Source organism: Corallococcus sp. AB045 (assembly GCF_003668895.1).
GTDB lineage: Bacteria > Myxococcota > Myxococcia > Myxococcales > Myxococcaceae > Corallococcus > Corallococcus coralloides.
On record NZ_RAWN01000114.1, the window covers coordinates 1 to 14,144 of the forward strand.

Here is a 14,144-nt window from a genome sequence, read left to right on the forward strand (position 1 = left end):
GGGCATGGCGGGGTCCAGCCTACCCGGGTTCCCCAGACCGGACGGTCGGGTGGCGGACCTGGGCCCCGGTGTGGGGAACCTTCGCGCTTGCGGGGCAGGAGGGCAGGGCATATCCCTGGCGGCCACGTCCCCTATGAGCCTGCTCGAAGCCATCGTCCTGGGTCTGGTCCAGGGTCTCACGGAGTTCCTGCCCATCAGCTCCACCGCGCACCTGCGCATCGCGCCGGAGTTGTTCGGCTGGCCGGATCCAGGTGCGGCGTACTCGGCCATCATCCAGTTGGGCACGGTGGCCGCGGTGCTCATCTACTTCCGCAAGGACATCGTCGCGCTGGTGAAGGCGTTCGTCGTGGGGCTGGTGAAGCGGGACCCGTTCGGCACGCTGGAGGCGCGGCTCGCGTGGTTCGTGGGCGTGGGCACGCTGCCCATCGGCATCTGCGGGCTGGCGTTCAAGAAGCTCATCGAGACGCAGTTCCGTTCGCTCTACGTCATCGCGGGCAGCCTCATCGTGCTGGCGGTGGTGCTGTTCGTCGTGGAGAAGCGCGCGTCGCACCAGCGCACCGTGGCGGACATGACTTGGAAGGACGGCATCCTCATTGGCCTGTGGCAGGCGCTGGCGCTGGTGCCGGGTTCGTCCCGGTCCGGCACGACGCTCACGGGCGGCCTGTCGCTGGGGCTCAAGCGCGAGGACGCGGCGCGCTACTCGTTCCTGTTGTCCATTCCGGCGACGACGCTGGCGGGCATCTTCGAATTGAAGCACCTCTTGGAGGCCACGCAGCGCCCGTCGACGGTGGCCCTGGTGGTGGGGACGCTGGTGGCCTTCCTGTCGGGCATGGCGGCCATCGCGTGGCTGTTGAGCTTCCTGAAGCGGCGCACCACCTTGGTGTTCGTGGTGTACCGCATCGCGCTGGGGCTGGTGCTGCTGGGGCTGTTGCAGGCGAACATCCTCAAGCCGATGTCCGGCGTGGAGAACCTGTCGACGCCGGATGCTCCGACGAAGCCGCCGGTGGAGAAGCAGATCACGGACTGAGGAAGGGGGAGGTCGTGCGCGTGCAGGCCCTGTTCGATGCGCTGGAGACGCGGCTGACGGCGAGGCCGGCGCGGACGTTCGAGTGGAAGGGCAGGGCGCTGCGAGAGGCCGCGGTGCTGGTGCCCCTCTTCGAGCGGGACGGCGTGCCGCACATGGTCTTCACCCGGCGGCCCGCCACCCTGCGCACGCACGCGGGGCAGTACGCGTTCCCGGGCGGCGGCCAGGAGGCGCGGGACGTCACCCCGCTGGAGACCGCGCTGCGCGAGACGGAGGAAGAGCTGGGCATCCCGCGCGCCCACGTGCGTGTGCTGGGCCTGCTGGACGAGACGCCCACCACGTCCGCCTACCGCATCCGTCCCTACGTGGGTGTCATCCCGGGGGACGGGAAGTACGTGCCCAATCCGGTGGAGGTGGACCTGGTGCTGGAGGTGCCGCTGGAGCGCCTGCTGGACCCCGCCATCCTCCGGGTGGAGCGGCACATGTGGGAGGGGATTGAACACGACGTGCACTTCTACACGCACGGTGAGCACGTCATCTGGGGCGCCACGGGGCGCATCGTGCGCAACTTCCTGCAGTTCGTGGTGGACGCGCCGGGCCTCCACGGCCTGCTGGACGCTCCCCCGCCTGCTGGCCGCTGAGCCCCAAGGCCCGTGCTGGCGGGCGGCCCTGGCGGAAGGTGCCTTGTCGCCCTGGAGGGCCGGTCCCAGGTTGAGGGGGAAACCCTTCGAAAGGGCGCGACGTGGACGGTGGCAATGGGTCCGGGGGCATGGAGGTGAGGGAGGCCGCGCTGGTGGCGCTGGGAGAGGTCCTGCGCGCCAGGGGGTATTCCTTCACGACGGTGACTCCGGAGACGCACCGGCGGGTGAACGCGCGGCCGGGGGCGAAGCAGGCCCATTCGGTCCGGGACGTGTTCGGGTGGAGCCGTCCCTTCGGGCCGGGCGTGCTGGAGCCTCGGATGGTGGCGCTGCTGGAGGAGGCGGGCGCGCTGGTGGACTGCAAGGACGGGACGCACCGGAGCCGGGTGCGGTTCTCCTGCCTGGGAGCGGGGCTGTATGTCCATTCCGCGTGGCCCACGTCGGAGCAGGACGCGGTGTTCTTCGGACCGGACACCTACCGGTTCTGCGCGTTGCTCCAGCGGGTGCCGGGCAGTTTCCGGCGCGTGGTGGACCTGGGGTGCGGCTCTGGAGCCGGTGGCCTGTCGGTGGCCGCGAGGAGCGCGGAGGTGGTGCTCGCGGACCTGAACCCGTTGGCGCTGGAGTACTCGCGGGTGAACGCGAGGCTGAACGGCGCGCACGGGGTCCAGGTGGTGCACTCGGACCTGCTGCGGGACGTGTCCGGCCGGTTTGACTTGATCATGGCGAATCCTCCGTACCTGGCGGACACGGACAAGCGCACGTACCGGGATGGCGGCGGCACGCATGGCACGGAGCTGTCCGTGCGCATCGTGCGTGAAAGCGTGGAGCGCCTGGAGCCGGGCGGCACGCTGGTGCTCTACACGGGCGCGCCGGTGGTGGACGGCGAGGACCTGCTGCGCACCGCGCTGGAGCCGGTGTGGCGGGAAGCGCCGCTCGCGGAGGTTCGCTACGAGGAACTGGATCCGGACGTGTTCGGCGAGGAGCTGGAGAAGGCGCCGTACGCGGGTGTGGAGCGCATCGCGCTGGTGGCGCTGATGGCTCGGCGGGGCTGAGGAGGCATTACTTCCACTCCAGTGTCTGTCCCTAAGCCCTTGTCGTGGGCATGGCGCGCTATCGAACAGTTACCAGGTTCGGCCTACGAGCGGCCGTGCTCGTGCTTCTCCTTCTGCATCCTCCGCCCGCGTTCCAGGACCTGGTCGGTTGGCGCACGTCGGGCAGCCTGTTGGCGGCCGCGATGTCGTCACTGAGTCTGCCGAGGTGCCGACGCCAGAGGAGTTCTCAACCCAGTTGAGATAGGGCGACTGCGGTCCTATGAGACCTCGGCACTGGATGTGCTCAACGAGAAAGAACTTACGCGGTTGGCCACGATGCCAGGCATGCGGCGACGCAGGGGGCGCCCTGCGGCAAGGAGATGTGATCGGCTATCCTGCCTCCACCATTGCCGATGGAGGAGTGATCTCAAACCAGTGGATACTGTCTGGACCATCCTCGGACTATGCCTATCTCGTCGTCTGGGCCAAGAATGAGGTGGCGCGGGGCACCCGCCGGCGGGTCTCTCCCCTCCAGGCATGCGCAGCGCTCGAACATTGGCTCCGCTTGAACAAGCAAAGTCTCGGGGAAATCTACGACTGCTTGGAGGAGGGGCGGTTGCAAGGGACCTCGTACTTGCAGGCGCCGCCTGATGACAAGCTCATCAAGCGCCGCGTGTCCGAAGCACTCCTCTCGGGTCGTTTGACGGTCATCGAAAACAAGACGCAAGTCACCTCAGGGATCGGTTTCGGAGGTGCTGCCCATGTCTCGGATGAAGGCCCTCTCTCCCAAGGGCAAACAATTCTCCGGTTCGGGATTGCCTATAAGCCAGAGGGAGTCAATCTGCGCGAGAAGCCCTCGCCCCATGCGCGCGTTTTGAGGCGCTTGAGTTTCAATACTCGCGTCTTCGTCGACTCGCATGACAACGGGTGGCTCTTTGTCACGACCGATGATGGTGACTTCGGCTACTGTGTCGCCTCGCACCTCGACACCCACTTGCCCGATCCCCATGCACGGCTCCATTGGGTTCAGCACGGCGAGTCGGCGCTCTCGATTTCGCACAAGTACTACGGTGGGAAGGCTCAGTGGGGAAGCGACCATCGTTATTACGTGGAAGGTCTTGTCTACGCCAACCAGGGCTCCAGGCAGCGAGGCATCTACAAGGAAGAGCCAGAGGCGGGTTGGGATGCCACGAGCGTGGTCGAGGGCCGGATGATTTGGATCCCCAGCCTCGCCTACTTGAAATCGCTTCGCGGAAGCGTCTCGTCCGAGTCATTCGCCTACGACGCGTGGAAGACAGCGAGGGGGGTAGCCGACGCGGTCGCCGACTTCAGCATTGGCACCGCTGCCTTCATTGCAGGGGTCATCCACGGCGCGCTTGAGTCATTGTGGGACGTCCTGGTCGGGTTCAAGGACCTAGCTGTGATGTTCTGGGACATCCTTGCCAGCCTATTCACTGGGAGCCTGCTTTCAGACGCCTCCGCGCTGTGGCGCGATGTGAGCAAGCTCGATTGGAAGGCGCTCGTGGATGGCTGGGTGGTTCGTTTCGACGAGCAATGGAACGCCACCGACCTGCTCCGCCGCTGGCACTTTCGCGGCTGGGTGATTGGTTATGCGCTCATGGAAGCCCTGATGCTCTTCTGCTCGGGCGGCATTGTTCAGGGCATCAAGTGGATAGGGAAGGCATCCAAGGCATCGAAATTCATCAAGGCCCTGCCGCAGGTGCAGAAGTTCGCCAAGGCGGTCAAGGAGAGCAAGGCTTTTCAGAACGTTGCCAGAGCGTTGGGCAAGGGCGCGCCAATCGCCGAGAGTGCAACGGCTGCCAAGAAGTGGGTAGAGCGGCTCCTCCTCAATCCTGAATCAATCTGGGGGAAGGGGCCGGATCAGATCGCGGAGGTCTTTCGCCAAGCGGGATATGAAGTCAAGATCGCGCAGTCAACCAAAGGCTCGAGGCTCTCCAAGCAAATTCAGATCAAAAACTCCAACATCCAGAACATCTTCGTGGATGGCGGCCTCCAGGGATGGATGCTGCAAGCGGCCACGGCGAATGCTGCGATGCAGAATGCTCTTGATGCACTCGGCGCTGATGGCAGGGGAGAGAGATGAGACGGAAGATGGTTATTCATGTGCACGGTGTTGCCTCGCCTGAGGAAGCGGAGCAACTTGAGTTGTTGGGCGTAGACCTCATTGGTGTGGTGATGGGAGGGCACACGGTAGGGCGGGTTGTTGGCGGTGACGACGTACCTGTGATCGCAGCGAGCCTCAAGCGGGCGAGGTTGTGCGTGGAGCCGCTGGGGGATGCCGCGGCCCTGGATGCCCGAGCAGCACGGCGGATGGGAGCCCGTGTGGTGCAGGTGCCCTGGGGGACGGAGGTGCCGAGGGGATGGCGCGAGTCACTCGCGCAGGTGGGAGTCGAGTGGGCACTCATGCGGGTGGCGGCTGATGCGGATGATGACCCTGCGTGGGTGCGGGCGCGCCTGGAGGATACGGGAGTGCCTCCGCCAGCATGGGCACAGGTGGAAATCTGCCCATCGCTTGAGGATGGCTGGCGCATCATCCGCGAGTCGAACGAGAGTGAATTGGATGCTCACGATCTTGATGTGATTGCCTCGGAAACTCCTGTCCTGTTTTCGCTTCCCCTGTCACTTGAAGACGTCAGCGATGTGCGCCAGGGGCTGAGTCACGCGAAGGGATTCTCCTTCGTCCTTGGAGACCGATTGGGCATGGCCCCGGGGGCGCATCACATCACCTTGGAGCAACTGAGCACGCTATTGAAGCAGCTAGACACAGAAGGTCGTTGAGGGTGACGACAGGGCCTTCGGTAATAGAGGCGGTGGCAGATTGCGGGACGCGGGGATGCGGCTGCCTCGCCCACACAATTGTCCAACAGGTTGTTGGATGATTGCGATCCCGTCCAACCCGCTGACGGCGCATCAGGGCTGGCGGCTCACGTCGCAGCGGCCGGTGGCCTGTCTCGCGAGGTCTTCCGCCACGGTGCGCAGCAGGCTCCCCAGGACTGGCGTGCCGGAGGACGAGGCCTCACCTTGGGTGAGCCAGCGCGCCATACGGCCCAGGCTCGCGGCTGTCACGACCTGGAGCCGCACCTCCACCTGCACGACGAAGTGCTCGCCCGCTTCGGGCTTCGCATCCAGCGTCCAGGCCACGCGCTCCAACTCCAGCGTGCCCACGCCTCCCGTCAGCTCACGCCCGTCCAGCCGGTAGCCGTCGCGGGTGAACGCGAGCACCTGCGTCACTCGCGCGCTGTCCAGGTGTGCATCGAACCAGAAGGAACGGCGCCGCCAGAGCGTCAGCTCCACCTCTATCTTTCCCGCGAGCCCCAGCCGCACCAACCGGTCCAGCTCCGGCGAGATGAAGGCGCGTGCCTCCGGCCGGACCATCACGCGCTTGCCGGAGAGCGTCGCGGTGCAGGCCGCGGACGCCTCTTCCGCGTGTGCTCCGGACGCGAGCAGGCCCGCCGCGACGACGAGCGCCGCGCCATGCCTGCTCTCTGTTGCGTGCCTTCCCATGTCTCAGAAGGTCCGGTTGAACAGCAGGCGCGCTTCGGGTGTGAGCCGGGCCTTGTCGTCGATGCGCCATGCGGCCTCGAAGCGCACGGCGTCACCGAAGTGGAAGCTGCCGCCCAGGCCCAACTGCGCGTCTGACCACGCGTTCGCGGCATGCACCGCACCCAGGTCCGCGAAGATGCCCAGGCCGTGCCAGCGGTACTCGGCGCTCGCGAGCACCGAGCTGTCGCCTCCCCGGAACTCCTTGAAGCCGAAGCCTCGCAGCGCGGTCCAACCTCCCAGCGCCTCCTGCTTCTGGAGCGGCAGGTCGTGGCCCGCCGCGGCCCGCAGGCGCAGGCTCAGGCCCGTGTGCCAGTTCATGGGCACGTCCATGGCGACGTCGCCCACCAGCTTCCAGAAGCGCGCATCCGCGCCGCCCGCGCCCGGGCCTTCACCCACCTCCAGCGTCACGAAGCCGCGCAGCGCGGGCTCGAGCTTCCAGTTCTTGTGGCGCTCGAAGAGGGACGTCTCCGGCGTGCGGAAGAGGGAGCCCACGCGAGTGCCACGCTCCGCGGTGCCGCTGTACTCCAGCCGCACCACCGCCGAGCGGAAGCGCCCCTCGTTCACCGGCGCGTTCGGGAACGGCGGGTCGTCGCTCCGGAAGAGGCTGAGCGGCGGCGTGAAGGACTGGAGCGAGCTCTCCGTGTCACCGCGCACCTCCACGCCCGCGAGCCACGACTCCGCCCAGCGCCAGGTGGCGAAGGCCGCGAAGCCCTGACGGCGGAAGTAGTCCCGGTCCGGCCGGTTGATGAGGAACGAGTAGAAGTACGAGTCGAAGTCCCCCAACCGCCACCGGTCCAGCGTGTCGATGAAGTCATGCACCTGCGCGCCGAGTTCCTCGATGCCCAGCGCGGGCAGCTGCACCTTGGCGCCGCCCAGCAGGTTGACGCGGCGCTGACTGCTGGTGCCTTCCGGATCGCCCGGGATGCGCTGTCCGCCCAGCCGCAGGGGGATGAAGAAGGCTCCCTCCAGCGTCGTGTGCACGCGGTCCCTCGAGTCGAAGAAGCGCAGGCTCGCCGAGAGCCCCGGGGCGAAGCCCGTCACCTGCGTGTGCACGGGCAACAGGTCCACGTCCAGGTCCGGAGGACGCGGGCGCACATGGACGATCAGCTTCTTCCCCTCCAGCGTGAGGCCGTCGCTCCCGGCGTCGACCTCTCCGAACATCCGGCTCCAGCCCACTTCGAACTCCACGCGCTCGTGGCGCCGCGACTTGCGACGGGGTTCCTCCTTCGTGCGGTAGTGCCGCGTGCCGTCGGATTCGCGCTCCTCGACGATGCGCACGCGGGTGCGTTCGTCCTGGAGGTCCTCGCTGTCCACCGCTCGCAGGAAGGGCAGCCGCGACTCCATGCGCTCCATGGCGCGGCGGGCATCACTCCGGAGGAAGACGTCGCCGGGCTCCAGGCCCAGGGCTTCACGCACGCGCGTGGCCATCGCCTCGTCCACGCCCCGCACCTCCACGGACTCCAGCCGGCCTTCGTCCACGGTCACGACCAGCCGGCCTTCGGGGGACAGCGTGGCGGACACCGTCGCGAGCAGGTAGCCGTCGTCCTCGCGAAGGGTCTTGAGGACCCGGTCGAGCGCGGCGTCCAGGCCTCCCAACATGATGCCGGGGCGGAACGCTCCCTCCTCCCGTCGCGCCAGCCACGGACGGGGCGGGCGCGGCGCGGGGCAGGGGCTGACGACCCGCAGGGTCCCGTGGCGCTTGTGGACGCGCAGCGTGGTGACCTCGTCCTCGTCCTCGGCATCGTCCGCGTCGGAGGCGGGGGAGGACAGCTCGAACAGCGCCTCCCACAGTTCGTCGGGCCGGAGGTCCTGAAGGCCTTCGAACTCCACTGACGTGAGCGTGGGGTTCTCCAGCAACGTCACTTCGAGCAGGGCCGGACCCTGGTCACTGACGCGAACGCGGGGCTCCACGCGGGCGAAGAGGCCGGTGCGTGCCAGGCGATGTAGCAGGGACTGCACTTGCGTGGCCGTCAGGGGTCGCGAGTCTTCCGCGGGAGGCGCACCCACGAGCTTGCGGACCTGTGCATCCGTGAGCCGCTGGAGCCCGCGAAACTCCAGGCCCGTGGGCGTGAGTCCCCGGCCGTCGACCTCGACCTGAAGGGCCCCGAGGACCGTGGAGTCCGAGAGGTCGCCCTCGTCCTCGTTGAAGCCCTCCGGGCACGTCGGGTAGCTCCAGTCCTCCGAGGCGGCTTCGCCTTCCGGTGGTGCGGTGGACGGGGAGAGGGCCACGGATGCGTCGGAGGTGCCTGCATCCGGTGAGGGTTGGCCCAGGGCCGCGAGCGAGATGAAGCAGAGCGCCAGTGCGAGACGGTTCATGGAAGGCGGCAGGAGCATGCTCCGTTCCAGGCGGGGCCTCACGGCAAGTGCCCGGAACGACGGAGGGCGAGCAGTCGGACGGATGTCATGGACACATCCGGATGTATCGGGCGGTTGTGGCCGTGACATCGCGGGTCACGAGGTGACGGGCAGACCCAGGGCCTTGATGCGCCGGTAGAGGTTGCCGCGGTCCACCTGGAGGATGCGCGCGGCCCCGGCGATGCTTTCGCCCTCGCGGAGCGCTGCGCGGATGAGGTCCCGCTCGAAGTCCTCCACGTGCTCGCGGTAGCTCTTGTCCCCCAGCGTCGTGCGCGGCGCGGGCGCGGTGCCCGTGGGAGCCGCCACCGCGTCCGGTCCCAGCTCCAGCGGACCGTCACCCCGGAGCAGGTTCAGGCGTTCGATGACGTTGCGCAACTCGCGCACGTTGCCGGGCCACGGGTAGGCACGCAGCGCGGCCTCCGCTCCCGGCGCGAGCATGAGCGGCGTCTTGGGACCCGCGAGCTCCGCGGCGAAGACGCGTGCGAGGGGCAGCAGGTCCTCGGGGCGCTCGCGCAGCGGTGGCAGGTGCAGTGGCAACACGTTGAGCCGGAAGAAGAGGTCCTGCCGGAAGCGGCCTTCCTTCACCGCGCGGCCCAGGTCCTGGTGCGTGGCCGCGAGGATGCGCACGTCCACCGGTACCGGCAGCGTGCCTCCCAGCCGTTCCACCTGACGCGTCTCCAGGACGCGCAGCAGCTTGGCCTGGAGCTCCAGCGGCATGTCCCCCAGTTCATCCAGGAACAGCGTGCCGCCCTGCGCCTGTTCGAAGCGGCCCGCGCGCCGCGCCACCGCGCCGGAGAAGGCGCCGCGCTCGTGGCCGAACAGCTCGCTCTCCAGCAGCGTCGAGGGAATGGCCGCGCAGTTGACCGCCACCAGCCGGCCCTTGCGCCCGGAGGCCTTGTGCAGCGCCTGCGCCACGCGCTCCTTGCCGGTGCCTGTCTCGCCGGTGATCAGCACCGCCGTGTCACTGGGGCCCACGCGCGCGATGAGCTGGCGTAGGGACTCCATGGCCGGGCTCTCGCCCACCAGGTTCCCAGGCTGGGCCAGCGCGTCCAGCAAGCGTTCGCGCTCCTCGCGCAGCGCGCCCAGGGCCAGCGCGTTGTGCAGCGCCGTGAGGAGCCGCTCGGGGGACGGAGGCTTCTCCACGAAGTCCGTGGCCCCCAGCTTCAGGGCCTGCACGGCTTCGGAAGGAGATGCCTCGCCGGACAGGACCACCACGGGCACGGGCAGCGGCTTCGGCAGGCGCGCCAGCAGCTCCAGTCCTGTCTCGCCCGGCATGCGCAGGTCCAGCAGCATCAGCGCGGGGGGCGCGTCCGGCGCTTCGAGCAGACGCGCGGCCTCCGCCGTGGAGCGGGCCTCCACGGGGATGAAGCCTCCGTCTTGCAGCAGTCCACGCACGGCCCGCAGGACGCCGGGGTCGTCGTCGACGATGAGGATGCGGGCTCCGGTCTTCATGCGGTCACCTGGGAAGCATCGGAAGGCAGCACCACCTGGGCCCGGGTTCCACCCTGGGCGCCCGGCTCCAATCTCAAGGTGCCACCGTGCTCGTGGACGATCTTCTGCGCGATGGGCAGGCCCAGCCCGCTACCGCCGGGCTTGGTGCTGAACAAGCCTCGGGTGAGGACAGGGCCCTCCAACACGCTCGGGACGCCGCTGCCTCCGTCGCTCACGGTGACATGCACGCGGCCGTCCGCTGCTTCGTGTAACGCGACGTGGACGGGTGGGGCGTTCGGTGGAGAGGCCTCGGTGGCGTTCTTCACCAGGTTGCCGAAGAGGCGGCGCAGTCCATCAGGGTCCGCGCGCAGCGACACTTCTTCGCCAGGGTCCAGCACCACGGGGACTGGCGAAGTGCCCTCGTACAGCGCGCACACCTCCGCGAGCAGCGGACGCAGCGCGACGTCCTGGAAGCGGGGGGCCGGCAGGCGCGCGAAGGTGGAGAAGCTCTGGGTCATGCGCATGAGCAGGTCCACCTCCTCCTGGAGGAGCGCCACCGCCTCGGCGAGGCGCGTCGGGTCTGGCGGGGTTCCGGCATCCCGAGGAGACAGACGCGCGAGCGACAGCCTCATTGCGGTCAGGGGGTTCTTCAGCTCGTGGGCGAGCGCCCGCGCCACGTCCTGCCACGCGGCGATCTGCTGGGCGGCCTTGAGGTGCTCGCGCTGGTCCAGCAGCTCCTGGCCCATGCGGTTGAACTGGCCCAGGAGGAACTGGAGCTCGTCGCGAGCGGGTTCGGGGACGGGGAGGCGGACGGACAGGTCGCCTCGCGAGTAGGCCCGCATGCCTTCCAGGAGCGTGGCCATGGGGCGCGTGAGGACACGGCCCAGGAGCACGGCGGACACGGCCAGCACGACGGCGGCGATGGCGCCCACCCCGGCGATGAACACGGGCACGCGGCGCACCAGGGCCCGCCGCGCCAGCTCCGCCTGCGCCAGGTTCAACCGGGCCTCGTCGAGCGCATCCGGCGGCAGTCCCCGGCGGGTCAGCTCATCGGAGACGTTGTCGAGCACGCCCTCCACGGGAGCGATGGAGATGGAGAGCACGCGCTCCAGCACGCCCTGGGCGAGAGCGCCCAGCAACGCCAGCGGGATGAGGCCCGCGAGCAACATCACCGCCAGCAGGCGTCGGCGGAAGCGGAACGGAGGCGGGGGAGGGCCCATCGGTGGCGCACGGCGCATGGCGAGCTGTTCATATCGCGGGGCGTGCATCGTTCGCGCGGCCGGGGACTCCTGATTTGATGCCACGACTGGCCCATGCAGGGCCGGATGTCGGAAATCCCCATGCGCCATTCCCTGATGTCGCTCGCGTTGGCTGTCGTCTTCCTGTTGGGCCTGCTGGTGGCCCGTCCCGCTCAGGCCCGTGACTCGCTCCGCGAGCGCATCGACGCGTTCGTGCGCGCGGAGCAGAAGCGGCTGGGCGTGCCGGGGCTCGCCGTGGGGGTGGTGAGCCACGGCCGGGTGGTGCTGGCGAAGGGGTATGGCTTCGCGAACCTGGAGCACCAGGTCCCGGTGGGGACGGACACGCTCTTCCAGTCAGGTTCGGTGGGGAAGATGTTCACCGCGACGGCGCTGATGCTCCAGGTGGAGGCGGGGCGCGTGTCGTTGTCCGACAGCGTGACGAAGTACTTCCCGGATGCGCCCGCGACGTGGAAGCCCATCACGGTGCGCCACCTGCTGACGCACACGTCTGGCATCAAGGACCTGGAGGGGCTGCTCGACGAGCGCAAGGACTACACGGAGCAGGAGTTCGCGGAGTTCATCTACAAACTCCCACTGGAGTTCCCGGTGGGGCTGCGGTGGAGCTACAGCAACTCTGGCTACGTGCTGCTGGGCATCCTGGTGAACCGCGTCGCGGGCATGACGTATCAGGAGGTCCTGGCGCGCCAGGTCTTCAAGCCCGCGGGCATGAAGACAGCGCGCGGCATCAGCGAGGCGGACGTCATCCCGAACCGCGCGGCGGGTTACGAACTGGTGGGTGGCGTGGTGAAGAACCAGCAGTGGGTGTCGCAGTCGTTGAACACGACAGGGGACGGCGCGCTCTACTTCTCGCTGAAGGACATGCTGGCCTGGGAGGAGGCGGTGGCGAAGCGGGCCCTCCTGACGCAGGACAGCTGGCGGGAGATGGTGTCACCGGTGAAGCTGAACAGCGGGGTCACCTGGCCGTATGGCTTCGGGTGGGAGGTGACGGAGCGCAACGGTCAACCGCTGCACAAGCACACGGGAGCGTGGCAGGGCTTCCGGACGGCCTATTCACGCTTCCTGGGGGACGAGCTGTCCATCGTGGTGCTGGCGAACCTGGACAAGTCGAACCCGGCGCTGCTCGTGGAGGGCATCGCGGCCATCGTGAATCCGGCGCTCGCCGTGCCGCCGCTCAAGCCCATTCCGGACGCGGAGCCGGAGGTGACGGCGAGGCTCACGGAGCTGCTGGAGAAGACGCGGCAGGGGACCTGGGAGCCGTCGATGTTCGCCTACGTACCGGCCAGGTACTTCGAGGAGGCCGGTCCGTTCTTCCGGTCCATGTTGCAGGGGCTGGGGCCCGCGGGGCCGCTGGTGCTGGCGAACCGTGAGACGCGAGGCGACGACCGCATCTACACGTACCTGGTGCAGTTCGGCGCCGCGACGTGGCGGTACCGCGTGGGGCTGACCACGGACAACCGGGTGACCCTGCTCACCCTCCAGGCGAACTGAAGCGGTGGGGTAGGCTCGGCGGGACAGCGCGTCTTGCCGAGGCAGGCCGGGGCGCCGTGGGGGTACTCGTGCGGCGCATGCTTCTTTTGACTCTTGGCGCGTTGCTAGCCTGTGCGAGTTCCAGGCTGTACTACCTGCGAACGGAGTTGCCCTTCCTGGATGACGACCCCAACCTGGCGGTCGTGCCGGGACCCTGGAAGCACCCGGACGTTCCGGTCGTCCTCTCGAATGCGGCGACCATTCCTGATGACCTGGTGCTTCCGGCCCTGAAGGCGCTGATGGCATTGCCTGGAGCGGTGGATGCCTGTGATCCGAACACGAGGCGCCAGCGCCGGGATGCCGTCGAATACTGCGTCTCCATCTACAAGACGCGGCAAGACTGGCGCGTCTCCTGGCCCATCGGAGCTTCATGGGGGAGGAAGGCAGTTGTCAGCCAGCCTATGGCGGCGTTGATGACGAGGAGTTCGGACCCGATGTGCCCATCTTCGGGTTTGCTCACAACCATCCCTGCGGAACTCCTGTCAGCAGCCGCGACCTGAAGGTTTTTCCCGCGATGAGGCTGGAGCAAGGCGGATGGGTGGTCGTGAGCTACTGCGCGACCCCCTGCGGGAAGCTGATCAGGGACTCTCGTGGTGAATTGGTTCCGGCCTGGGGATGGCTTGCGACAGGGCATCGGGATTCGCCCCGCTTCTACAAGTGGAATCAGGCTGGCCGGATGTACCGGTGGCATGAGCAACGCAGGGACTGGGAGCTGGCATCAACCTGCCAGCCGGGAACGCCACCCGGACCTCTCAGCCATCGAGGAGGCCCTCCGGAATGCATCCCCGCGTTGGAGTGGTAGAAGGTTCACGGCTCCATTCGAGGAGACGCCCATGCTGAGACCCCACGCCCTGCTTCTCCTCGTGTCGCTTCTCCAGGACGGAGGAACGGAGCCGACGCTCAGGCCAGCGCATTCCGTCGTGAGGAATCCGGCGTTTCCTGCCGCCATCCCGGGCGCGGATGCGGGAGCGCCGAGCACGGCGCGCGAGCCCATTGTCGCGGAAGGGATCCAGTGGCCCGATGAGCTTCAGCCCCTGGCGACCCTGGACGGGCCCGCGGTCCTTGCCGCTCACGCCGCATTGCAGCGGAGGCTCTCCCGTTATCCCAAGGAGTACGCCAAGAGCTGTGCATTCTCCGCGAAGGGGATGGAAGTCATCGTGGGCGAAGAGCGGGGGATCTACTTCGTCCGCATCAACCCTCGACCCGACAAGTGCGGTTGGGCGCCGGGCACGGTGCTCGCGTTCGACGAATTCGAGCTGTATGCCGTCTCACCCGAGGGCAAGGTGCTGGCTCGGTATCCGTACATGCCCTGAGC

The 14,144-nt window shown here is 68.0% G+C and carries 12 protein-coding genes; 8 read left to right on the plus strand and 4 right to left on the minus strand.

Going from position 1 to position 14,144, the window contains the following annotated elements; all coding sequences use genetic code 11:
* Nucleotides 1–133: 133 nt before the first annotated feature.
* The 5 genes from D7Y21_RS24950 (at nt 134) to D7Y21_RS41905 (ending at nt 5,492) form a co-directional block, all read left to right on the plus strand.
* A complete protein-coding gene (locus D7Y21_RS24950; RefSeq protein WP_120561242.1) occupies nt 134–1,027 on the plus strand; it encodes an undecaprenyl-diphosphate phosphatase in 894 nt (297 codons plus the stop codon).
* A 14-nt stretch (nt 1,028–1,041) separates the two neighbouring features.
* On the plus strand, nt 1,042–1,665 hold the full coding sequence (locus D7Y21_RS24955; protein ID WP_120561243.1) for a CoA pyrophosphatase: 624 nt from the start codon (nt 1,042–1,044) through the stop codon (nt 1,663–1,665).
* Nucleotides 1,666–1,793: 128 nt separating this feature from the next.
* Nucleotides 1,794–2,714 (plus strand): class I SAM-dependent methyltransferase, encoded by a 921-nt coding sequence (locus D7Y21_RS24960; RefSeq protein WP_121716138.1) that lies wholly within the window; start codon nt 1,794–1,796, stop codon nt 2,712–2,714.
* 361 nt (nt 2,715–3,075) lie between these two features.
* On the plus strand, nt 3,076–4,797 hold the full coding sequence (locus tag D7Y21_RS24965) for an SH3 domain-containing protein (RefSeq protein ID WP_158627347.1): 1,722 nt from the start codon (nt 3,076–3,078) through the stop codon (nt 4,795–4,797).
* Nucleotides 4,798–4,805: 8 nt separating this feature from the next.
* Nucleotides 4,806–5,492 carry a hypothetical protein gene (locus tag D7Y21_RS41905; protein WP_158627348.1) on the plus strand — a complete coding sequence of 229 codons (687 nt, stop codon included), beginning with the start codon at nt 4,806–4,808 and terminating at the stop codon, nt 5,490–5,492.
* 132 nt (nt 5,493–5,624) lie between these two features.
* On the opposite strand, the gene D7Y21_RS24975 is transcribed toward D7Y21_RS41905, so the two are convergent.
* From D7Y21_RS24975 to D7Y21_RS24990, 4 genes are all read right to left on the minus strand, one after another.
* Entirely contained in the window at nt 5,625–6,218 is a 594-nt protein-coding gene (locus tag D7Y21_RS24975; protein WP_121716141.1) for a hypothetical protein, read from the minus strand.
* A gap of 3 nt (nt 6,219–6,221) precedes the next feature.
* Nucleotides 6,222–8,573 (minus strand): hypothetical protein, encoded by a 2,352-nt coding sequence (locus D7Y21_RS24980; protein WP_233612268.1) that lies wholly within the window; start codon nt 8,571–8,573, stop codon nt 6,222–6,224.
* Nucleotides 8,574–8,708: 135 nt separating this feature from the next.
* Nucleotides 8,709–10,064 (minus strand): sigma-54 dependent transcriptional regulator, encoded by a 1,356-nt coding sequence (locus D7Y21_RS24985; protein WP_121716145.1) that lies wholly within the window; start codon nt 10,062–10,064, stop codon nt 8,709–8,711.
* Nucleotides 10,061–11,281 carry an ATP-binding protein gene (locus D7Y21_RS24990; RefSeq protein ID WP_233612269.1) on the minus strand — a complete coding sequence of 407 codons (1,221 nt, stop codon included), beginning with the start codon at nt 11,279–11,281 and terminating at the stop codon, nt 10,061–10,063. Before D7Y21_RS24990 ends, D7Y21_RS24985 begins: the two co-directional genes overlap by 4 nt.
* 102 nt (nt 11,282–11,383) lie before the next feature.
* Here D7Y21_RS24990 and D7Y21_RS24995 point away from each other — a divergent pair, with 102 nt between their 5' ends.
* The 3 genes from D7Y21_RS24995 (at nt 11,384) to D7Y21_RS42945 (ending at nt 14,142) form a co-directional block, all read left to right on the plus strand.
* On the plus strand, nt 11,384–12,790 hold the full coding sequence (locus D7Y21_RS24995) for a serine hydrolase (RefSeq protein WP_121716161.1): 1,407 nt from the start codon (nt 11,384–11,386) through the stop codon (nt 12,788–12,790).
* A gap of 77 nt (nt 12,791–12,867) precedes the next feature.
* Nucleotides 12,868–13,329, plus strand: a complete 462-nt coding sequence (locus tag D7Y21_RS41545) for a hypothetical protein (protein WP_147469366.1) — start codon at nt 12,868–12,870, stop codon at nt 13,327–13,329.
* A gap of 657 nt (nt 13,330–13,986) precedes the next feature.
* Nucleotides 13,987–14,142 carry a hypothetical protein gene (locus D7Y21_RS42945; protein ID WP_233591334.1) on the plus strand — a complete coding sequence of 52 codons (156 nt, stop codon included), beginning with the start codon at nt 13,987–13,989 and terminating at the stop codon, nt 14,140–14,142.
* Nucleotides 14,143–14,144 lie beyond the last annotated feature (2 nt).